Here is a 21,088-nt window from a genome sequence, read left to right on the forward strand (position 1 = left end):
CCGCAAATGGCCCAAACCACAGCCCCCTTTGCCCCGTTTGAATGGATGATCGCGTGGCGTTATTTGCGCGCGCGCCGCGCCGAGGGCGGGGTCAGCACCATGACCTGGATCAGCCTTATTGGGATCACGTTGGCGGTGTTTGCATTAATTGCGACGCTGTCTGTGCGCTCGGGCTTTCGGGCGGAATTTGTCGACACGATCTTGGGGGCGAACGCCCATGTCACCGTCTATAACATCGGCGAAGTGACTGAAACGGGCGCGATTGATCGCACTATCAAAGACTACGAAGCCAAAGCCGCCGCGTTGCGCGATCTGCCGGGGGTGGTGCGGACTGCGCCTGTGGTGCGCGGGCAGGTGATGGCCAACTTGCGCAGCCGTAATGCAGGTGTGCAGGTCTATGGCATGTCCGCTGCGGACCTTGCTGGCTTGCCTCGGATCGCTGATCCGGCAACGTCCCAAGGCGACATCGCGCGCTATGGTGCAGGCATCGCAATTGGGTCGGGTGTGGCGCAGGAATTGGGCGCGCAGGTAGGGGACCGCATCAAGCTGATTTCACCCAACGGGGTGCGCACTGCCTTTGGCACAAGCCCGCGTATTAACGCCTACGAAGTGACGTATATCTTTTCGGCCGGGCGTTACGATATTGACCGCGTGCGCGCCTATCTGCCGCTGGCTGAGGCGCAGACGTTTTTCAACCGCGAAGGCGCTGTGGATGAGATCGAAGTGATGGTGGACGACCCCGAAGCGGTGGATAGCTACGCCTCTGCCCTGTTAGAAACGGGCGGTGATCGTGCGCAGATTTGGTCTTGGCGTGATGCGTCGGGTGGATTTTTGCGCGCCTTGGAGGTCGAGGACAATGTCATGTTCATTATCTTAAGCATCCTCGTGCTGATTGCGGCGATGAACATTGTGTCGGGTTTGATCATGTTGGTGAAAAACAAGGGGCGCGATATCGGGATTTTGCGCACGATGGGTTTGACCGAAGGGTCGATCCTGCGTGTATTTTTTATCTGCGGTGCGTTCACGGGCATTATCGGCACGGCCATGGGCGTCGTGCTGGGCTGTCTGTTTGCGATCTACATCGATCCGCTGTTCTCATTCGTGAACTATGTGATGGGCGGCGGCGTTTGGGATCCGTCAATTCGGGGTATCTATGCGTTGCCTGCGCAGTTGAACCTATCGGACGTTTTAAGCGCGGTGGCCTTGTCGCTGGGGTTGTCCTTTGTGGTTACTATTTTTCCGGCCCGGCGCGCGGCGCGGATGAACCCGGTGGAGGCGCTGCGTTATGAGTGATCCGTCACACGATCCGATCTTGGCGCTGGCTAACATCACCAAGACCTATAACGCAGGCAAACCCAATCAAGTTGAAGTACTTCGCGGGGTCGATTTAAGCGTGGCACCGGGCGAAATTGTCGCCCTTGTGGCCCCATCTGGTGCCGGTAAGTCGACCTTGCTACATATTGCCGGGTTACTTGACACACCCGACACAGGCAGCGTCACCCTTGCCGGGCAAAATCTAACCGGGCAATCGGATCGCAAACGTACAATGGCGCGTCGTGCGGATGTTGGGTTTATCTATCAGTTCCATCATTTGTTGCCGGAATTTTCTGCACTTGAAAATATCGTGCTACCGCAACTTAGCAACGGCACCCCCAAAAACGAAGCGACGGCGCGCGCCCGGATGCTGTTGGAACGTGTCGGGGTGGCCTCTCGGGCCTCTCATCGTCCTGCCGCTTTGTCTGGGGGTGAACAACAACGTGTCGCGTTTTGTCGCGCTTTGGCGAATGCGCCGCGATTGTTGCTGGCGGACGAGCCGACAGGGAACCTTGATCCGGCCACATCCGATCAGGTGTTTGGGGCGTTGATGGCGCTGGTGCGCGATACAGGTCTGTCGGCATTGATCGCGACGCACAATCTGGAACTCGCGGCGCGCATGGATCGGACGCTACGATTGGATGCAGGGCAACTTAGCGACAAGTAACTGAGGGTTGTGCTATATTTAGAAACACTGTGTTTTCAACGTTGACGTGTTAATGACCCGTTAACCATGTTACCCGTGCTAGATTATAACCTCTTTCAGGAGTATTTCTTGTGTCGCCGATTCTTGCTTTGTTGTTGCTGTCCGTTCTTCCACTTGTTGGTGCGCTTGAAGGAGACTCAGATTCCGCTGGTTCTGCCGATGATGTGGACGACACCGACGATATGGTTGGCGGTGATGACACTGACGACATGGACGCGGACGATGACACGGATGCGGACGACGACACGGATGCGGGCGACGACACGGACGCTGACGGCGACACGGACGCTGACGACGACGCGGATGCGGACGACGACGGTGATGATGATACAGATGAGCCGGATCCGGCAGCAGGGGAAGTGATCGACGGTCAAGACGACTTAGATGACGATTTGGCCGGCACCGATTTGAATGACACGCTTAATGGTCTTGGCGGGAATGATACCCTGGACGGCGGTATCGGTGACGATGAGTTGAATGGAGGCGATGGTGACGACCTTCTTGAAGGGTTCAACGGGAATGACCGGGTCGTCGGTGGCTTGGGTGCGGACATCCTTCAGGGCAATGTTGGCGATGATCAACTCTTTGGGGGTTTTGGCGCAGACACTTTGGGTGGAGGCGCTGGCAATGATAGCGTGGTGGGCGGTGCCGGCAGTGATGAACTGAGCGGTTCCGTCGGCGACGACACACTCGATGGTGGTGCTTCGGGCAATCCCTTTGACGATGCCGCCGATACACTGGTGGGCGGTGTAGGTGCTGACTTGTTGTTCCTTTCTGACGGTGATCTGGGCACGGGTGGCGAAGACGCCGATACGTTCCAACTGGGCGCTGGCGAAGTCGGGGCAGTGGTCATTACTGATTTTGACGCGGAAGAAGATATGTTGGCAATCGAACAAACGTCCGATGTGCCGGTGACCGTTGCAAGTCAAGAAGCGACGGATGACGGTCTGCTGATTACATTTAGCAGCGGTGCAAGCGTGTTGTTGCAGGGTGTTGAAGAGGAACTGCCGGAAGACGAGATTACCTTCATCGAAGTCGACGATGCTGAAGATGAAACTGGCGACGAGACCGACGACGAAACTGGCGACGACGCCGAAGATGACACAACTGATGCCGAAGTGCCCGTAAACACGGTCGACGGAACAAGTGATGACGATGTTGTTGATCCACCTCTGGCTGGATCGGCGATCTTGGCCGATTTGGTTGACGGCAATGACAGTGCGACCGGCGGTGATCAGAACGACACGTTGATCGGTGGACTTGGGGCCGATACGCTTGCGGGTGCCGAAGGCGATGACATGCTGTTCTCGACCTCAACGACGCCGGATGACGGTTCAGATACCGATGTTGACAGTCTAAGCGGTGGTTTGGGCGATGACGTGTTGGTTCTGGGTACAAACGATGTTGCGAACGGCGGTGAAGGTGCTGATATCTTTGCATTGCGCGAAGATGCGACCGACGTGGTCACAGTCGAAGACTTTGATGCCGCGTCTGATGTGATTGTCGTCGAAGCGAGCAACCCTGACGATGTAACAGTTGCTGGTCAGACCACCTCGGCCGATGGGGTTCTGATTAACCTTTCAACGGGGACCAACATCTTGTTGTCGGGCCTGACGACGCCAATTGACGTCTCTTTGATCCGCATCGAAGCACCGGGTACATCAACCGCCGCTTGACGGAACCCACAAGGTTTGGTCTGACTGGTCTTCGCGGCCTTCGCCGCGAGGAAGACGATGATGGCAACTGTAACTCTGGCTGAAATTGAACGCACGGTTCAGGCTGCATTGATGCGCCACGGGGCAGGGGCCTTTGCCGCCGCCGAAGTGGCCCGCGCTGTGGCGCGTGCCGAAGCCACAGGCAACCGCATTTGCGGCCTTTATTATCTGGAAAGTTACTGCGCGCAGCTGAAATCAGGCCGCGTGCAAGGTGACGTGGTACCTGTCGTGACGGCTGTGCGGCCCGGCGCAATTCAGGTGGATGCACTGATGGGATTTGCGCAACCTGCGTTTGCCTATGGTTTGACCCCAGCATTGGATGCAGCACGCCGATTTGGGGTGGCAACATTGGCCGTGGGCCATGCGCACACTTGTACGTCGCTGGGCTATTTCACCGAACAGATTGCGCAAGCCGGATTGATCGCCATTGGAATGACCAATGCCTCGCCGATTGTTGCACCTCCGGGCGGCAAGTCGCGTATGATCGGCACCAATCCGATCGCCTTTGCCGTTCCGGACGGGCAGGGTGGTTTGGCGATGCAGTTCGATCAATCCACGACAACCGTGGCCTTAGGTAAGATCACCATGGCCAAAGCCGCCGGAGAAACCATTCCCGAAGGCTGGGCCTTGGATGCAGATGGTCAACCCACCACCGACCCGACGGCCGCGTTGACGGGGTCCTTGGTGTCGATGGGGGGCTATAAAGGCTGGGGCTTTGGGCTGATGGCCGAGCTTTTGGCCGCTGGCATGACCGGAGGAGTGCTGAGCCGCGATGTGAAGCCGTTGAAAGCACCTGACGGGCCGCCACATGATTTGGGTCAGTTCTATATTTTGATCAATCCAAGCACGTCGGATGCTTTTGTGGATCGCTTAACGGCTTTGACGGCTCTTGTGGAAACCGATGATGGCGGGCGGATACCAGGGCAAAACCGTGTGATTCATGACCCTGCGGATGTGGATGTTACGGCATGGGCACAGGCCCAAACCCTTGCAGGATTTGCAGAATAACGGAGAGCAAGTGGCGCGGCCAGGTTAGGCCTGCTGTGTAAGCCACACGCCTGTGGCCATCAAAGCAATGCCGCCGATCCTTGCCGCGGACAAAGTTGTGACCTGCGCGCCGAACAACCCAAAATGGTCGATCGCAGCCGCGCTGATCAGTTGCCCCAGAAGCACAAAAAACACGGCATTCCCAACACCGAAATGTGGCGCGATATAGGTGATCGAGATGACGTAGAACGCGATAAGAACGCCGCCGAGCAGTAGGTGTTTTGGCGCTTCTGCAATGCGGCTTAATCCTTGTGCGCCTGTGGCTGCGAATACGATCAACGCCGACGCCAGCGCCACCACAAAAAGCACCACGGCCGCAGTGGCTGGGCTGCCCAATCGCCCGCCAAGTGCTGCATTCAACGTGGCAAGAATTGGGATGCCGATCCCGGCCAGCAACATGATGATTGCGTAATGTGGCATTGGCTGTCCTTTCTTTCTGGCCAAAGGCGGACGACACGTCCGCCTTACGTTGTGCCGCGTTGTTTTAACCGCAGATGCCGTTGACCTCGACACCGTCCCACGGCAGGCGCACGTCTGATTGGCGCGACTGGGGCAGGGCGGCCACTGGCATGGCTTGTGCGATCAAAGAGTGTAGGCGCTGCGTCCGTGGCGCTTGCGGTGCCAGTGCACGGCAGCACACGAACTCTTCGACGATCGAACCTTGCTGTTCGAAGCCAAAGTCTGAAAACCGACGCTCTTCGTCGATGTTAAATAGATAGGGGTCATCGCTGAACGTATGTTCAGTGGCTGCCTTTAGCGGAGAATACCCCGTCACTTTTCGGTTCTGCCACTGCCACACGTGGGTCAGTTCATGGGCCAGCAACATGGCCGCGATTAGGTTAATTTCCTGTGGGTAGTCGGCAACGTAGTCCTCAAGGTACCAGTCTTTGTCGAATAAGACATGGTTCCACAGCGCGACCGCGGCCGGCTTGGCGGTTACGATTTCGTCTTTGGCGGGGGGCAGGATCAGTTCACGGCAGGTGGTACGTGGCCGCGCTTTGCGTCGGAACGTGACGGCACGCGTCGGTGCACCGTTCACAAGGCGCGCGCGTTTGGTATCAAGCGCGTCCCCATGGATGGTGGCGGAAAAGGCGATCTCTGCTTCGGTCAGCGGGCGACCACAGCTGACCAGTACAGAAAGGATAAGAAAAGCGCGAAGGATCATAGGTACAGTAGGCGGCGAATTGTAGCGGGGATCAAGGTGAAAAGCTGTTTAGCTTTTGTAAATAAAAAGTGGGTGCGCACCATGGGTGCAGCTAACCGTTGAATGTGTCTTGCTATGGTTCGTATGGCGTTGAGTTTGGAGTAGGCACGGGTAGGTATTCATTGAATACGCATGCGTACGGTTTTGTGCCTCGGTAAACTCCTCGTCGCGCATCCGTGAGCAGAGGTGATGGCGCAGGGGCTATCTGGATCGATTTTTCATGCCTAACTTGATTGCATGAACGCAGAGGCATTCTTTGCGGCACGCACCGCAGGCCTTCTTTTAAACAGGTTAGGTCTGCCTGGAAAGGAACTGACAGATGGAAAAAGTTATCATCCCAACCGTTTTTGGATTTGCAAGCATGATGGGCCTTTGGGCCGTGGTCGGCGCAGTCGTTTAACGACGTGTGATGAATCTTGCGTACGATGACGTATGGAGGGTTTGAGCGCTGTGGCAGTCAGGTGTACCTTGTGTCCCCCTAATGGCGCCTTCCTGCCGCCGCTGTAAGGCCTTGAAGATGCCTGGATCTGGTAAATATGCGTTAACTTATTACGGCGCATATTAACGACAACCCGAAGACAGGATCTCTTCGGGTTGTTTTTGAAAAGTTGTCAGATTTTACAGGCAGTTATTAAGGTATCAGTAGAGAGTAATGGCGAGGGTGTAGTGCCCTCGCTATTTTTTTAAGCGTAAATAAATATTTGCGCTTGTTGATTGGGTGCTACAGCGCGTTCTAGCCTGCTTTTTTGTTGGTCGCGAAAACTCGGAAATTCAACCCGAAATACACTTCATTGACTTGACGCCAATGCGCAACAGCCAATAGTAGATATGGGCCGTTTCAATGTAGAAACGTTGTCATTTTTTATGGTGGGATTACTGAAATGATTGCAAATAAACAGTTTAGCGCTTGCATGTTGGCATTTCTTTTGGCGTCTGGTTGCGTGTCGCCGGAAGTTGTCACGACCCGTTCGGTCGACGATGGCAATTTGAGCTGTGAAGATATCCAAGCGCAATTGGTTCAGTTGGAAGAGATTAAAGTTGAAGCCGAAAAGGGGCGCACTGCGTCTGGCGAAAATATCGCGGCGGCTATTCTGTTTTGGCCTGCCGTGATCGGCAATGCGACCAATGCAAAACAAGCGATCGAAGCGGCTAACGCACGTAATGACGTTTTGGTTGCCTTGGCTGAAAAGAAACGCTGTAGGTTCTAAAATGCGGCTGCCCGTCTATAGGGCAGCCGAACACTGCGCGACTTTAAGGTGTTGGACTAACGGTGCTTTGGAGGTATTCGGCTTAACGCATTTGTCGAAATATTTTTGCGCCTTTTAGGCGATCATTCTCTGATACGCCTTGATGTCGACTTTAAACATCCAATTCCTCAACAAACCGCGCATTTTCTTGAATGTACTGATACCGCATCTCGGGCTTCTTCCCCATTAACCGCTCGACCAGATCGCCTGTTTCGCCGGGTTCGTCATCATCAACAGTCACGCGGATCAGTTTGCGTGTGGCGGGATTCATCGTGGTGTCTTTCAAATCCTTGGCGTCCATTTCCCCAAGACCTTTGAATCGCGACAGATCAATACGACCTTTGCCGCCAATCCCTTTTTCCAACCACATGTCCTTTTCCGCCTCGTCAATGCAGTAGACCCGTTTGGCCCCTTGCGTGATCCGAAACAGGGGCGGGCATGCCAGATATAAATGCCCCGCGTCGATCATCGGCCGCATCTGAGTAAAGAAGAACGTCATCAACAACGCCGCAATATGCGCGCCGTCCACATCCGCATCCGTCATGATGATCACCTTGTCATAGCGCAGGTCATCAACGTTGAATTTAGCGCCCAAACCAACACCTAGCGCTTGGGTCAAGTCCGAAATCTCGGCATTCGACCCCAACTTGCTAGAGGCCGCGCCCAACACGTTTAGGATTTTGCCGCGCAGGGGCAGCAAGGCTTGCGTCTTGCGGTCACGGGCCATTTTGGCAGACCCACCCGCGCTGTCGCCCTCGACGATGAACAATTCGGTGCCTTCGCGCGCCTTGTTGGAACAGTCCGTCAGCTTGCCGGGCAGGCGCAGCTTTTGCGTGGCCGTCTTGCGCGAGGTTTCTTTTTCTTGGCGACGGCGCAGGCGTTCTTCGGCGCGCAGTACCAGAAAATCAAGGATCGCGCCCGCGGATTTGGTATCGGCGGCCAACCAGTTGTCAAAGTGGTCGCGTACGGAGTTTTCGACCATGCGTTGGGCATCAACTGTGGCCAGCCGGTCTTTGGTTTGGCCGACAAATTCCGGTTCGCGGATAAAACAGGATACAAGCGCGCCCGCGCCGGTGATCAGGTCGTCGCGGGTGATGGTGCTGGCTTTGCGGTTGTTCACCAACTCGCCATAGGCCTTGATGCCCTTCAGGATGGCCGACCAAAACCCGGCTTCGTGTGTGCCGCCTTCGGGGGTTGGGACGGTGTTACAATAGGATTGGATAAAGCCGTCGCGCGCGGGCGTCCAATTGATGGCCCATTCGACTTTGCCGGGCACTTTGAATTTCTCAAAACTGACGCTGCCGGCAAAGGGTGCTTCGGAATAAGTGGTGGCCCCTGACATGACTTCGTTCAGATAATCGGCCAATCCGCCGGGAAAGTGGAATGTGGCTTCTTGCGGAGTTTCACCGTCGTTGATGGCGGTTTTCCAACGGATTTCGACGCCCGAAAACAGGTACGCCTTTGAACGGGCCATTTTGAACAGCCGCGCGGGTTTAAGTTTGAGCGAGCCAAAGATGTCTGCGTCAGGGTGAAAGGTGACGGCCGTGCCGCGCCGGTTGGGGGCAGCGCCGACTTTTTCCAATGGCCCTTGGGGCAGGCCACGCGAAAATTCCATGGCGTAAAGTTCGCGGTTGCGGGCGACTTCGACGCGCAGATGATCAGACAAGGCATTCACGACGGAACTGCCAACGCCGTGCAAACCGCCCGATGTCTCATAGGAATCGCCCGAAAATTTGCCACCTGCGTTCAACGTACAAAAGATGATCTCAAGCGCGGACTTACTGGGGTCTTTGGGATGGGGATCGGTCGGAATGCCGCGCCCGTTGTCGCGCACAGAAACGTGGCCGTTTTCGTGCAGTTCGACCTCGATCCATGTGGCGTGGCCCGCGACGGCTTCGTCCATGGAGTTGTCGATGATTTCCGCCACCATATGGTGCAACGCGCGGTCGTCCTTGCCGCCGATGTACATGCCCGGGCGCAGCCGGACGTGCTCCATATCCTCAAGCACCTGAATAGAGGAGGCATCATAGTCGGACGTCTTCTTTTTTGAAGGTTCATCCGCATTCAACAGGTCATTCATGGCAGCTGCTCTTTTGTTGGTTGGGCGCAGTATGCCAGAGGGCGCGAGGTGGGGAAAGAGTAAGGCGCATCATTGATGCGCCTTACCACGGTCCTGCATCACAGAACCTTAAGGTAGGTTATTCCGGCCACATTTTTCCTAATTTCCCCAAGGCTTGCTGTTCAGCGACCATGGTGCGGTAGTGTTTCATTTTGTGATCAAAACGTAAAAAGGCGCGTGTACCACCGCTGTGAACATGGCCCATATGTCCGAAGGATGCAGGCAAATCACAGACCCTGTCATCCCGTCTGTTTAGGCACAGACACAGATCGTGATGATCATGCCCAGTTGCACTGCGCAACGGGCGCGGTGCGGCAAATGCAATGCCGGGCACGCCCCAATTGCGCACCAAAATTTGTGTCGCAGCGGCCCCCAACGAATGTCCAACGATGAACTTTGGTTTATACCCGCGTTCATCGATCCAATCGGCTATCCCTTTGGCGTGTTTCAGAAAACCTTGATGCCACACGGCCCCTTGGTCGGTTTCGGTGTCCGTATCGTTCAGCCGATACTTTTTGCCGCCAAAATTCAGAACACGCAGATTGAACATTAAGTAATCCGATACCGAATTCGACCCTGGGATCAAAAGGATGTCTTGCTTGAGGTATATCGCCTGTACATGGTTTTCGTCGAAATATTCACGCACATGCGGCTTCAGGCCACGGCTTTTCTTCATGTAATAGGCGGACGAAATCATCTGTGCTGCAAGGGCAATATCGTATTTATATAGGGGCATAATTGGCCTTTCTTCAATCGGTTCATTAATTATGTTGGCAACTATGGCGTGTGTTTGTGCTTGTGTGAAGAGCGGGCGAGTGGCCTAGGTCAGCCAGTTCTTGATGATTGCGGCAATCTTGTCGGGTGTTTGATGCATGACCCAATGATCTGCGTGGGGAACGCTGACGCGGGTTAAGTCAGGTGCGAATGCTTCCAACCCCTCGTGAGACACAGGCAACAGGGCGGTGTCACCTTCACCCCAAATCAGCAGGTGTGGGCAGTGCACGCGCAGCCTATCCAAAGGCAAGTCAGGCATAGGTACAGGCACCCCCGGATCGGCCACGATCAACGGCGAAGCACGATACCAGTTGATCATGCCCCGCAGCCCCGATTGACGCCAAATCGCCTTTTGCGCGTCCAACACGTCGCCCTGTAGCCAGCTCATATCCATATGCGCTGAAAACAGTTGCATTAACCGTGCGAAATCGTCCTTCGCCAACACATCTTCGGACCCATCGCCGCGCAACGCATTGATGTACTGAGAGGCGCGCGATTGCGCCCCGCCTGCTGCCATAGCGCGTTGAAAGGGCACGGGGTGGACGCCATTTGCGATGATAAGGTGGCTGACCAGATCAGGCCGCGATGTGGCCAACCCATAGGCCACCGAAGCACCCCAATCGTGGCCGATGACGATGACAGGCCCGTCGTCGCCAATCAGTTGTACGATATCGCCAACCAAGTTTTTCATGGAATATGCGCCAACATCGTAAGGCGCAAAACTTGCGCCATAACCACGTTGATCTGGTGCGATACAATGAAAACGATTTGCCAACCGTTTTGCCAGCGCATCCCACGCGCCGCCGTATTCGGGAAACCCGTGTAACATTAACACTTTAGGCAGGCCTGGTGCCCCCCATTCACGTACCGTAAAATCATGCCCACCCAAAGAACGGGTGGACAGTCGCATCATTCGCCCGCAGCCTTGGTTTCGAACTGCAAGCCCTTTGCGGTGCGCGGCGAAAAGCCTTTCCAATACGTGTGGATGTCGGTTGGTTTGTCGTCGTCATCTAGATCGACAATGCCGTCAGCAGATTTAGGGACCAACTCCATAAATGACGACGCTTCGGTATCGCCCTTCAGATGCACGTTCATAAAGGCCGTCGCGAAATGCTGGGCAATATTGTTCATGCGCACAGTATCCCAGACCGGATCGGCATAGTGTTCAAAGGCAGAAAACCCCAATGTTTCGGAGGGCGCCCATGCCTCGGCCGGGGCGGGCATCGGGGCGGCGGCGTTGTGGTTGGCATATTCAAAGGTCAGCAAATGTCGGTCGATCCCGACCGCGCTATCAAACACGCCACGCATCGCGCCATAAACAGACACGTCATCGTCACTACCGGCCATCATCATCAAAGGCACACGCAGACCTGACAGCCCGTCGGCGTCCCAAAATCCTGCATTATTGCCCCATGGGCCAATGGCGATGATCGCTTTGATGCGTGCGTCCATCAACGCTTCGTGGGTGTCAGAACCCGCTAAATGCTGCGCCAATAATCCGTTGGGCGTGCCCCATGTCAGCTCGGTTGAGGCTTGCGTGACGCCGGCCCCGCCAAAGATCAAAGCGCCGTACCCGCCCATGGAATACCCAATGACGCCCGTGTTGTTGGCATCGACGATCGCGCCCAAAGGACCGTCCATTGCGGCCATGTAATCCACGACGGCTGCTTGATCGAGTGGGCGGTTTAGCAAGGTCGATCCAAACGCAGCCTGATCGGAATAGGTGCTGTCCGTGTGATCAATAGAAACGGTGATATAGCCCTTAGAGGCAAGGTTTTCGCCCAAATGGCTCATCAGGTAGCGGTTGCCCGGATAACCGTGGCTGATCACAATAAGTGGAAAGGTCTCGCCCTCTGCCGGGGTCGCATCGCGTGCAGCACTGCCCGTCAATTCGATCTGCGTTTCCCCATCGCGCAGGATCGCTTGGTAGGTGCCGTTTTGCACTGTGCCGATGGCCGCCGGATACCAAACTTCAAGCACGAGCGGGCGGTTGTAACGCGGCACATCTGCGCCATCGATGTTCAAGACATCAACGCTGTCGGGGATGGCCATGGACATGGTTTGCACGCCAACGGGATAATCCCCATAGGCCGCAAGCGCCGGGGCGTCTGGGCGGATCTGGTCAATAGGGTTGGCGAACGCTGTTCCGGTCGCACCCAACGTGGCCATACCAGCAGCAGCGGTGATGAGGGCGGATTTGCGTGATGTCATGCGCTTTCCTTTGTAGATGAAGCCCGTGGTTAATTTTGGCGCGGCGTCGTTCACCTGCTTCTATCACGTTACTGTGACAGACACGCCGCGCTGATCAAGGCTTAACACTGATGTGATGGGCTGTACCACGCTCAGATCGCCAATTTCCAGAACACGGGGTTGAGCCGGACAAGGTGCGCGGCTACATCTAAACAATGTTGAACACTTTGTTGCGCCCCGGCCTGCTGGCCTTTGGTCTTTGTGTTGCCCCAACTCTTGGTGCCGCGCATCCTCATGTCTTTATCGAAACTGCGGTGCGCGCAGTGGTCGACGAAGATGGCACATTTAAAGGGGTCGAGGTCACTTGGACCTATGACGACTTTTATTCCTTGCTGCTTTTTGCGGACATGAAGTTGGACAGTGATGCCGACGGAAGCCTAAGACCGGATGAGCTGGCACAGCTCGAAGGTTTCGATTTGAATTGGGTCGAAGGCTATGAGGGCGACAGCTATGCGCTTCGAAACGGCGTTCCGCTGACACTTGGTGCGCCACAATCGCGCGGGGTGAACGTTGAGAATGGCCGCATCATTTCTTCCCATTTCCGCGCCGCTGACGCACCGGCTTCTGGTGTGGTGATCAAGATCTACGATCCAACGTTTTATACGGCCTACGAAATCGTCGGACAGGTTGAGGTCGACGGGCCATGTACGGCATCGGTTGAACCGGCAAATCTGGACGAAGCCTATAGCTATGTCGAAGAACTGCTTTATGCCACGCCGGCGAGCCAAGCGCAGGATGAGTTCCCCGAAGTGGGCGACCGTTTTGCAGATACTGTGATGTTGTCATGCCAGTCGTAAAATGGGGCATACTGCTGGTCGGCGTTTTGGTGCTGGTCTGGCTGTTTGGTTTTGGTGGGATGAGCGACATTTCCGTTTGGGCCGCAGCGCAACAACGCGAGGCGCAAAATGCGCTGGCCCAAGGTTTGCGGGCCGTGCGTGCGGGTGAGCCGGGCGCATGGGCGACCTTGATGGGGCTGTGCGCGGCCTATGGGTTTTTCCATGCGGCGGGTCCGGGCCACGGCAAATTGGTGATCGGCGGGTATGGCGCGGCAGCGCGCGTCACGGCATTGCGGCTTTCGGGGTTAGCGTTGGCGTCTTCTTTGGCACAGGCCGTGGCAGCGATTTTACTGGTCAGTGTCGGTGCCTTTCTGCTTGACCTAACCCGGGACCAAATGACTGACACCGCTGATAAAATCCTTGCGCCTGCCAGCTATATCGCCATCGCGATGGTCGGTGCGTGGTTGGTTATCCGGGGCATCAGACGCTCGGCGTCAGCTGCGGCGCATCCGGTGGACGAACACGGGCATTGCCACAGCTGCGGTCATGCCCACGGGCCAAGCGTAGATCAGGCGGCCTCCGTCGCATCTTTTCGTGATGCGGTGGCGATTGTGTTGTCGATCGCAATCCGCCCCTGCACAGGCGCGGTGTTTTTGTTGATCTTGTGCTTTGCCCTTGGCATCCCATGGGCGGGCGTTGCTGGCGCGTTGGTGATGGGGCTGGGCACGGCGAGTGTGACGATGCTTGTGGCCTTGGCCGTGGTCGGCACGCGCAGCACGGCCCTGTCGGGCATGAGCGGATCCGGTGCGGTGCGCGCAATGGCAATGATTGAGGTCGTCGCCGGTGGTTTGGTGGCATTGGTGGCCATCAGTCTGGCTTTGCCGCTGCTTTAGCGGAGGGCCGGTGTGCGCCACCCTTTTAGGCGGGCGTTCATCACGAGGCTTCCCACAAGCGAAAAGCAGGCGTAAGGGGGATGGGTTATGTCCATTTCCCAAATGTCATATTCCGGCCATGTCCGCGCGGTGGGTATCCTTGGTTTGCCCCTGATTGGTGGGCACCTTGGGCAAATCGCCATCGGTGTTACCGACACAATCATGCTTGGCCGGTATGGCGTAAACGAATTGGCCGCAATGACGGCGGCTGGGTCGTGGTTCTTTTTGCTGTTCTTGATGGGGTCGGGCTTTGCTTGGGCTGTCATGCCCATGGTCGCATCCTTTCATGCCGAGGGGGACGAAATCGCCCTGCGCCGCGCCACGCGCATGGGTCTGTGGCTTAGTCTTGGGTTTGCCATTGCGGCCATGCCCCTGATGATCTGGTCCGAGGCAATTTTGCTCGCCCTTGGGCAGACCGAACAAGTCGCGCGCGATGGGGCGATCTATTTGCGGATCGCGGGATGGGGGATCATCCCGGCGCTGATCGTGATGACCTTCAAAAGCTATCTGGCCGCACTTGAGCGCACACAAGTGGTGCTTTGGATCACGCTGGCGGCTGCGCTGGCCAATGTGCTTGCGAATTACGCGTTCATCTTTGGCAACTGGGGCGCGCCCGAGATGGGGATCGCCGGGGCCGCGTTGGCTTCGCTAATCACGCAAGTGGTATCGCTGATCGGTATCGTGGTTTACGCGCTTTGGGCTCTGCCAGAGCACAGCATCCTCGTGCGCCTATGGCGTCCGGACTTCGAAATGCTGGGGAAAGTATTCCGATTGGGTTGGCCCATTGGTCTGACCTCGCTTAGCGAAGTGGGTCTGTTTGCGAGCACCGCGATGATGATGGGCTGGCTGGGCACCGTGCCATTGGCCGCCCACGGGATCGCACTGCAACTGTCCGCGATCACCTTTATGGTGCATTTGGGGCTGGGTAATGTGGCGACGATCCGAGCAGGCAACGCCTATGGGCGCCACGATTTGGATCATATGAAGCGCGGTGGACGGGCAGTCATTGTTCTTAGCCTTGCTATGGCAATCGCCACAATGGTCGTCTTTATAACTATGCCCCGGCCGTTGATCGCCATCTTTATCGATGCCGGTCAAGAGGCGCGGGCCGAAGTCATGGCCATCGGTGTCGTGCTTATCGGATTGGCCGCTTTGTTCCAATTGGTGGACGGGGCGCAAGTGGTGGCTTTGGGACTGCTGCGCGGTATTCAAGACACGAAAGTGCCGATGGTGCTGGCTGGCGTGTCATATTGGCTGATCGGGATGCCTGCGTCTTATGGGCTTGGCTTTGTGCTAGGCTGGGAAGGCGTCGGGGTCTGGCTTGGCCTTGTTTTGGGGCTGACGTGCGCCGGAGTGGCCTTGATGTTTCGTTTTTGGTGGGTCTGTGTGCCGCGTCTTGAGCAGGACAGGCACGAACCCTCCCGTTAGGGGGCGTCGTTTCGTACTGACAATATGTGGCATGACGCGATTTGCGCCACTTTCGGTCCTTTCGAACTGTTGATAAGCGTTGCGGGACCAACAACGGATAAAGGACATTTGATGGAACTTGTTGAACTTATTGCCCTATTGGCACTGCTACAATTCCTTGGTTTCGGCGTTTTGACTGGACGCGCGCGCGGGGCTGCTGGGATAAAAGCACCTGCGATATCAGGTGATGAAGGTTTTGAGCGCATGTACCGTGTGCAAATGAATACCATAGAAATGTTGATCGCCTTTTTGCCCGCGTTGTTTCTGGCGGCGAAGTACTGGCCGGCGCCGCTGATCGCGGTATTGGGTCTGGCTTACCTGATTGGGCGGCTCATGTACTGGCGTGCGTATGTCTCTGACCCGTCCACGCGCGGTTTGGGATTTATGATTTCTTTTGCCCCTGTCGCGATACTTATCCTGATTGGGATCATTGGGGCCGTGCTGACATTGCTTGGTCTTAAAGGCTAATCAAAGTGCCCGTTGCCCCCGAGGTTCACTTGGGGGCAGCGCTGCAACTGAACCCTTTGGCCGCCCGCGGGGGGCGCTTAGCTTTCAGGTTTTGTGACCAAAGATGGCGCGCACATATGCAGGTCTTGCGTCTTAAAGGTACAAAGGAAGACTTCGCTTTAGAAAGCCCTACTTTTTACCCATCAAACGATCGGCCTTTTTGCGCACAAGCACAGAACGCAGATCGTGCATCGCCAACAACAACGCGTCTGTCACCAGCTCTAATTGTTCGTCCGTGGCCTTTGATTGTGTCCACTGCGTGGTGATGTTCAGGTAATCCACCGCGCGATGGATATCGTCGATATCACGATGCGCCAGAACAGCGCTGCGTTCTTTCATCCACTGCTGAATACGCGTCAGATCCGCCTGTGACAGTGTGCGGTCGCCGTGCGGTTTGATCTCTCCGTTACGGATGTTGACGACCGCAATTTGGTCCATTTCGATCCGACGTTGGCGATTTTCAGTGTCCACCCGGAATACGGCTGCGCCATTTTCGCGCACACGAAAGTAGTATTCCGGCAGTTCGGTACCCATAAATCCCTCGTTACACCAGGCCCGCGCAGAACGTTTGAATGCGTTTACAGGCTTCTGTTAAGGCGTCGTCCGAAGTAGCGTAGCTGACGCGAAAGTTTGGCGAAACCCCGAAAGCTGCGCCAAAAACAACGGCAACGCCGGCATCTTCCAGCAAGGCAGTGGCGAATATTTCGTCATTTTCGATTTTGACACCGTTCGGAGTCGTCTTGCCAATTAACCCTTTGATCGAGGGATAGACATAAAACGCGCCCTCGGGCACGGGGCATTCCATGCCCTCAATCGCGTTCAGCATTTCGACCACAATATTACGGCGGCGTACAAATTTCTCGTTGTTGGGCACAAGGAAATCCTGCGGCCCGTTCAACGCTTCGACGGCGGCCCATTGGCTGATGGAACAGGGGTTGGATGTGGATTGGGATTGGACCTTACGCATCGCTTTGATCAGCATCTCGGGCCCGGCGGCATAACCAATGCGCCAGCCGGTCATGGCATAGGCCTTGCTAACCCCATTCACAGTAAGCGTGCGATCATAAAGGCCCGGCTCGACCTCGGCTGGGGTGCAGAATTTGAAACCGTCATAGGCAAGGTGTTCGTACATATCATCCGTCAGCACCCAGACGTGGGGGTGGCGCATCAGCACGTCTGTCAACGCCTTGAGTTCCTCGCGGTCATAACCTGCGCCTGTTGGATTGGAGGGCGAGTTAAAGATCAGCCATTTGGTTTTCGGCGTGATCGCCGCCTCAAGCTGTTCGGCCGTCATTTTGAACGCGGACTCAATGCCACAAGGGACGGTGACCGGCGTGCCGCCTGCCAGCAGCACCATGTCAGGATAGCTCACCCAATAGGGTGCGGGCACAATCACCTCGTCACCGGGGTTCATCGTTGCGATCAACGCGTTGTAAAGCACCTGCTTGCCGCCCGTGCCTACGGTCACCTGCGCCGCGGTGTAATCCAACCCGTTGTCGCGCTTGAGCTTGGCAACGATGGCTTGTTTCAGCTCAGCAATACCATCCACAGCCGTGTATTTCGTCTTGCCCAATGCGATAGCGACCACAGCAGCGTCCTTGATCGACTGCGGGGTGTCGAAATCCGGCTCGCCCGCGCCCAAACCGATGACATCATGCCCGGCGGCTTTTAAATCTGCCGCCTTGTTGGTCACAGCAATCGTCGGAGACGGTTTGACGCGGTCGAGAGTGGCGGAAAGGAATGTCATTTTGGCTTTGGCCTCGCTAAAAGGGTGTGCGTCCGTCATATGCGTGACAGATTGCGCGGGCAAGCAGAACACAGTGCCCCGCCGCGCATTAGGGTGCGCAAAACAGGAGAATAACCCATGGATGATGCAACAGACTGGTACGGAACCGACGCTGCGACCTTTGGGGACCGTGTCGCGGCAGCACGCGAAGCGGCGGGCATGACGCAAAAGCAGCTGTCCAAACGCTTGGGCATACGTGTGGCCACCCTGCGCGCATGGGAAGAAGACCTAAGCGAGCCGCGCGCCAACCGTCTGTCGATGATGGCGGGTTTGATGAATGTTTCGATGATGTGGTTGATCAATGGCGAAGGCGAGGGGCTAAGTGGCCCTGTGGATACAGCCGACGCCGTGACGGATCAGACTCGTGATATTCTGACGGAATTGCGCGAAATGCGCGCCGATATGTTGGCGCGCGCCGAACAAATGGCGCGCCTAGAAAAACGCCTGCGGGCCACATTGGAGCGCTCTGCCCATGAGTGAAGAAATACGCGAACACCGCCTGAAACGGCTTCAGATGCGTTCGATGCGACGCGGTATCAAGGAAATGGACTTGATCCTAAGCGCCTATGCAGAGGCAAATTTAGGTGCCATGGATGATGCGGCGCTGGATAATTACGACGCGCTTTTGAACGAAAATGACCAGGATTTAATCCGTTGGGTGACCGGGGTTGAACCAACGCCTGCGCCGTTTGAAACGCTTATCTCCCGTATTTCGCAGACGTTTCAGGGCCAATAATCCAGTTAATTTGGCGTTTAACTGAATATTTCCGAATCATGGTCATCTTCTGGTCCCGAGCAGAAACGCAATCGGAGACAACGGATGAGCATTCAGGAACCCATTGGCCAGCCATCCGGGCAGGCCAACCTACCACGTAACGACGCCAGTTTTATGATTGGCTATCTCGAAGCGTTATCCTTGGTCGAACGGCTGCACCGGTTGTTGCTGGATGTGATCAAGGACGAATTTGAACGCGTCGGCGTGCTGGAAATCAACGCGGTTCAGGCCCTGTTGTTGTTCAATATTGGCGACAACGAGGTGACGGCAGGCGAACTTAAAAGCCGCGGTTATTATCAAGGGTCCAACGTCAGCTACAATCTGAAAAAGCTGGTTGAAATGGGTTACATGCACCACCAACGCTGCGAGATTGATCGCCGTTCAGTCCGGGTCAAGCTGACCGAAAAGGGGCGTCACATCCGGGATGTGATTTCAGAACTGTTCCTGCGTCACGCGGACGGTCTGCAAGCCAAGGGCGTGCTTGGGCCCGAGGGGATTGTGGACATAACCGCGTCGCTGAAACGGATGGAACGCTATTGGACGGACCAAATCCGCTACATCTACTGATCAGTTCGGGGCGCCGGGGCGATTGGTTGCGCTGGGGCTTGTCCCAAAATCAAGGTCTCAAGCTCGCGTTCCAACTTTCGGGTCATGGCTGCGGCGTAATCATCAAATCCTAACGCCGTTTCAACAAAACTGTCGGGTCCGACAACAACATTGGCCTGGAAGTAAGCGGAAAGATTCGAAATCTCAGTCTCGCGAATGTCGCCAATGGATGGATTGTCGGCGCCAATAACAAGGGCATTTACCGTAATGCCGGTGGGTAGGATTTCTGCCTTCACATCCAATGGGCGCGGCCCCAAGTTCGACTTACCATCCCCCGACAGATCAAGAGTTCGTTTCCAGCAGTCTGAACGCTGGTTCAGGTGCGCCACCCCTTGACGCATGGCCAAACCCAACGCGGTTCCAGGGGTCGCTTCTCGCCGTTTAAGGCCGCGCAACTGATCAATAATCCCGTTCAGTGCCAACGGTCCGGTTACCGATGTCCACGGCACGACCACCGCAGGATCTTCGGGGCCGCTCCATTCATAGACAAGCAGATGCACGGGCGTGTTCGGCATAATCATCAACGCCTGACGCACCTTCGGGCTGTCGAGAGCGGATGCGAGGCCATGCATTTGCAGTTTGTATTCGCGCGCATCGACGGACCCCGAAACATCCAATCCCAACGCCAGTGCTTGACGGCAGTTGGCGTGTGCTGCGCTACACAAGGCAACAAATGCCATCGCCCAAAATGCCCCCTTCATCCCGCGTTCCGTTCTTTACTTGGCACGGCACCCAGCACCGGTGGCGTCAACTCGCGTTCTAATTTGCGGCGCATCGCGCGTTCGTAGTCTTCGAAACCCTGTGCCACTTCCATAAACGCGCCGGGGCCGTGCAAAACCTCTTCCCGAAAGAACTCGATCAGCATGGTTTCGGACGTGAATTCACCAGCATTGACGACCAGCCCGTTCACGGTGATCTCGTCGAAATCAAATTCGCGGTACGCCAAAAGTGGCCCGAACCCTTCGTTGTTCTGACCGTCGCCTGCCATGTCGATGGTCTGATGCAAGCAGCGCGGACCGCGCGCCAACATTTCAGAACCGAACGCCAAAGCGTGGCCCATCGCAGTAGGGAATTCGTTGTGACTGCGCTTGCTTGCGGCAATCGTTTCTGCGGCCTCGAGTAAAGCAGCAGGGCTATCAATCAGCGTCCAATCCAGAACGATTTCTTGATTATAGCGCCCGGACCATTCGTAAACCCCCAATGCCACAGGGGAATCGACGGCGAAAAATGCGGCTTGTACTTCCGGAGACGTCAGGGCGGACACCAATCCGCCCCGTTGCAACTGATCTTCTGTCGGATCGACCGAAGACGACACGTCCAGCGCCAACAGCAAAGCCAATCGGCACGCCGCGGCCGGTGAGGCCGCAACGCAGGCGGCCAGAATGGCCGCAGTCCTTACCAAGACCCGGTGTTTTCCATGCTTGCCCACGGTTCAGCTGGAGGCAGGTCGTCACCTTCTTGCAGCAATTCAATCGAAATGTTGTCAGGTGAGCGCACAAAAGCCATATGCCCATCGCGCGGAGGACGGTTGATGGTCACGCCGTTGTCCATCAGCAGCTGGCACGTTTCATAAATGTTGTCGACACGATACGCGAGGTGGCCAAAATGACGCCCATCGCTTGGTAAACCTTCGTCACCATCCCAGTTATAGGTCAGTTCGATCGGACAGTCCGGTTGTCCCGGAGGCGCCATGAAAATAAGGGAAAACCGCCCTTTTTCACTGTCCATGCGACGCGTCTCTTCCAGCCCAAGCAGCTTGTAAAACGCCATCGAAGCGTCAAGGTCTTTGACCCGAACCATGGTGTGTAGATATGTGAGCGGCATGTTCGTCTCCTGTTGTGATCCCTTGCGCGAACCTAACAC

General features: G+C 56.1%; 23 protein-coding genes. 12 read left to right on the forward strand and 11 right to left on the reverse strand.

The window, feature by feature from the left end:
- Positions 1–6: 6 nt before the first annotated feature.
- From ABJF76_RS17310 to ABJF76_RS17325, 4 genes are all read left to right on the forward strand, one after another.
- Entirely contained in the window at positions 7–1,293 is a 1,287-nt protein-coding gene (locus ABJF76_RS17310) for a lipoprotein-releasing ABC transporter permease subunit (RefSeq protein ID WP_413820955.1), read from the forward strand.
- Positions 1,286–1,981: an ABC transporter ATP-binding protein gene (locus ABJF76_RS17315; protein WP_413820956.1), complete on the forward strand. Its 696-nt coding sequence runs from the start codon at positions 1,286–1,288 to the stop codon at positions 1,979–1,981. The genes ABJF76_RS17310 and ABJF76_RS17315 overlap by 8 nt, the downstream gene beginning before the upstream one ends.
- Before the next feature lie 110 nt (positions 1,982–2,091).
- Positions 2,092–3,696, forward strand: coding sequence for a calcium-binding protein (locus tag ABJF76_RS17320; RefSeq protein WP_413820957.1), 1,605 nt, complete (start codon positions 2,092–2,094; stop codon positions 3,694–3,696).
- A gap of 60 nt (positions 3,697–3,756) precedes the next feature.
- Positions 3,757–4,743, forward strand: a complete 987-nt coding sequence (locus ABJF76_RS17325) for an Ldh family oxidoreductase (protein ID WP_413820958.1) — start codon at positions 3,757–3,759, stop codon at positions 4,741–4,743.
- A 24-nt stretch (positions 4,744–4,767) separates the two neighbouring features.
- On the opposite strand, the gene ABJF76_RS17330 is transcribed toward ABJF76_RS17325, so the two are convergent.
- Both ABJF76_RS17330 and ABJF76_RS17335 read right to left on the reverse strand, forming a co-directional pair.
- On the reverse strand, positions 4,768–5,202 hold the full coding sequence (locus ABJF76_RS17330; RefSeq protein WP_413820959.1) for a DMT family transporter: 435 nt from the start codon (positions 5,200–5,202) through the stop codon (positions 4,768–4,770).
- Positions 5,203–5,266: 64 nt separating this feature from the next.
- On the reverse strand, positions 5,267–5,947 hold the full coding sequence (locus ABJF76_RS17335) for a hypothetical protein (protein WP_413820960.1): 681 nt from the start codon (positions 5,945–5,947) through the stop codon (positions 5,267–5,269).
- A 920-nt stretch (positions 5,948–6,867) separates the two neighbouring features.
- On the opposite strand from ABJF76_RS17335, the gene ABJF76_RS17340 reads away from it, so the two are divergent.
- Positions 6,868–7,194: a hypothetical protein gene (locus ABJF76_RS17340; protein ID WP_413820961.1), complete on the forward strand. Its 327-nt coding sequence runs from the start codon at positions 6,868–6,870 to the stop codon at positions 7,192–7,194.
- Positions 7,195–7,345: 151 nt separating this feature from the next.
- Here the strand turns inward: ABJF76_RS17340 and ABJF76_RS17345 are convergent, their stop codons facing one another.
- The 4 genes from ABJF76_RS17345 to ABJF76_RS17360 all read right to left on the reverse strand — a co-directional run bounded on the left by ABJF76_RS17345 (position 7,346) and on the right by ABJF76_RS17360 (position 12,337).
- Positions 7,346–9,313: a DNA gyrase/topoisomerase IV subunit B gene (locus tag ABJF76_RS17345; protein ID WP_413820962.1), complete on the reverse strand. Its 1,968-nt coding sequence runs from the start codon at positions 9,311–9,313 to the stop codon at positions 7,346–7,348.
- A 118-nt stretch (positions 9,314–9,431) separates the two neighbouring features.
- A complete protein-coding gene (locus ABJF76_RS17350) occupies positions 9,432–10,088 on the reverse strand; it encodes a hypothetical protein (RefSeq protein WP_413820963.1) in 657 nt (218 codons plus the stop codon).
- Positions 10,089–10,172: 84 nt separating this feature from the next.
- Positions 10,173–11,036, reverse strand: a complete 864-nt coding sequence (locus ABJF76_RS17355; protein ID WP_413821052.1) for an alpha/beta fold hydrolase — start codon at positions 11,034–11,036, stop codon at positions 10,173–10,175.
- The gene (locus ABJF76_RS17360) at positions 11,036–12,337 is read right to left on the reverse strand and encodes an alpha/beta hydrolase family protein (RefSeq protein ID WP_413820964.1); all 1,302 of its coding nucleotides are present in this window, start codon (positions 12,335–12,337) and stop codon (positions 11,036–11,038) included. The genes ABJF76_RS17355 and ABJF76_RS17360 overlap by 1 nt, the downstream gene beginning before the upstream one ends.
- Before the next feature lie 194 nt (positions 12,338–12,531).
- Here ABJF76_RS17360 and ABJF76_RS17365 point away from each other — a divergent pair, with 194 nt between their 5' ends.
- The 4 genes from ABJF76_RS17365 (at position 12,532) to ABJF76_RS17380 (ending at position 16,019) form a co-directional block, all read left to right on the forward strand.
- Positions 12,532–13,173: a DUF1007 family protein gene (locus ABJF76_RS17365; protein ID WP_413820965.1), complete on the forward strand. Its 642-nt coding sequence runs from the start codon at positions 12,532–12,534 to the stop codon at positions 13,171–13,173.
- Positions 13,161–14,045 carry a nickel/cobalt transporter gene (locus tag ABJF76_RS17370; RefSeq protein WP_413820966.1) on the forward strand — a complete coding sequence of 295 codons (885 nt, stop codon included), beginning with the start codon at positions 13,161–13,163 and terminating at the stop codon, positions 14,043–14,045. Before ABJF76_RS17365 ends, ABJF76_RS17370 begins: the two co-directional genes overlap by 13 nt.
- Before the next feature lie 87 nt (positions 14,046–14,132).
- Positions 14,133–15,512, forward strand: a complete 1,380-nt coding sequence (locus ABJF76_RS17375; RefSeq protein ID WP_413820967.1) for an MATE family efflux transporter — start codon at positions 14,133–14,135, stop codon at positions 15,510–15,512.
- Positions 15,513–15,623: 111 nt separating this feature from the next.
- Entirely contained in the window at positions 15,624–16,019 is a 396-nt protein-coding gene (locus ABJF76_RS17380) for an MAPEG family protein (RefSeq protein WP_413820968.1), read from the forward strand.
- A gap of 168 nt (positions 16,020–16,187) precedes the next feature.
- On the opposite strand, the gene ABJF76_RS17385 is transcribed toward ABJF76_RS17380, so the two are convergent.
- Together ABJF76_RS17385 and ABJF76_RS17390 are read right to left on the reverse strand one after the other, a co-directional pair.
- Positions 16,188–16,592, reverse strand: a complete 405-nt coding sequence (locus ABJF76_RS17385; RefSeq protein ID WP_413820969.1) for a hypothetical protein — start codon at positions 16,590–16,592, stop codon at positions 16,188–16,190.
- Positions 16,593–16,602: 10 nt separating this feature from the next.
- Positions 16,603–17,805: a pyridoxal phosphate-dependent aminotransferase gene (locus ABJF76_RS17390; protein WP_413820970.1), complete on the reverse strand. Its 1,203-nt coding sequence runs from the start codon at positions 17,803–17,805 to the stop codon at positions 16,603–16,605.
- 117 nt (positions 17,806–17,922) lie between these two features.
- On the opposite strand from ABJF76_RS17390, the gene ABJF76_RS17395 reads away from it, so the two are divergent.
- The 3 genes from ABJF76_RS17395 (at position 17,923) to ABJF76_RS17405 (ending at position 19,186) form a co-directional block, all read left to right on the forward strand.
- On the forward strand, positions 17,923–18,324 hold the full coding sequence (locus ABJF76_RS17395; protein ID WP_413820971.1) for a helix-turn-helix domain-containing protein: 402 nt from the start codon (positions 17,923–17,925) through the stop codon (positions 18,322–18,324).
- Positions 18,317–18,580, forward strand: a complete 264-nt coding sequence (locus ABJF76_RS17400) for a succinate dehydrogenase assembly factor 2 (protein WP_413820972.1) — start codon at positions 18,317–18,319, stop codon at positions 18,578–18,580. The genes ABJF76_RS17395 and ABJF76_RS17400 overlap by 8 nt, the downstream gene beginning before the upstream one ends.
- An 84-nt stretch (positions 18,581–18,664) precedes the next feature.
- Positions 18,665–19,186 (forward strand): MarR family winged helix-turn-helix transcriptional regulator, encoded by a 522-nt coding sequence (locus tag ABJF76_RS17405; protein WP_413820973.1) that lies wholly within the window; start codon positions 18,665–18,667, stop codon positions 19,184–19,186.
- Here ABJF76_RS17405 and ABJF76_RS17410 read toward each other — a convergent pair.
- Genes ABJF76_RS17410 through ABJF76_RS17420 form a run of 3 tightly spaced genes read right to left on the reverse strand, consistent with a single transcriptional unit; the run spans position 19,180 to position 21,049 of the window.
- Entirely contained in the window at positions 19,180–19,905 is a 726-nt protein-coding gene (locus tag ABJF76_RS17410) for a DUF1194 domain-containing protein (protein ID WP_413820974.1), read from the reverse strand. The genes ABJF76_RS17405 and ABJF76_RS17410 overlap by 7 nt on opposite strands.
- 17 nt (positions 19,906–19,922) lie before the next feature.
- Entirely contained in the window at positions 19,923–20,627 is a 705-nt protein-coding gene (locus ABJF76_RS17415) for a DUF1194 domain-containing protein (RefSeq protein WP_413820975.1), read from the reverse strand.
- Entirely contained in the window at positions 20,621–21,049 is a 429-nt protein-coding gene (locus tag ABJF76_RS17420; RefSeq protein WP_413820976.1) for a VOC family protein, read from the reverse strand. Before ABJF76_RS17420 ends, ABJF76_RS17415 begins: the two co-directional genes overlap by 7 nt.
- Positions 21,050–21,088 lie beyond the last annotated feature (39 nt).

The sequence above is a fragment of the Tateyamaria sp. genome (assembly GCF_039940735.1).
In the GTDB taxonomy this organism is placed as follows: Bacteria; Pseudomonadota; Alphaproteobacteria; order Rhodobacterales; family Rhodobacteraceae; genus Tateyamaria.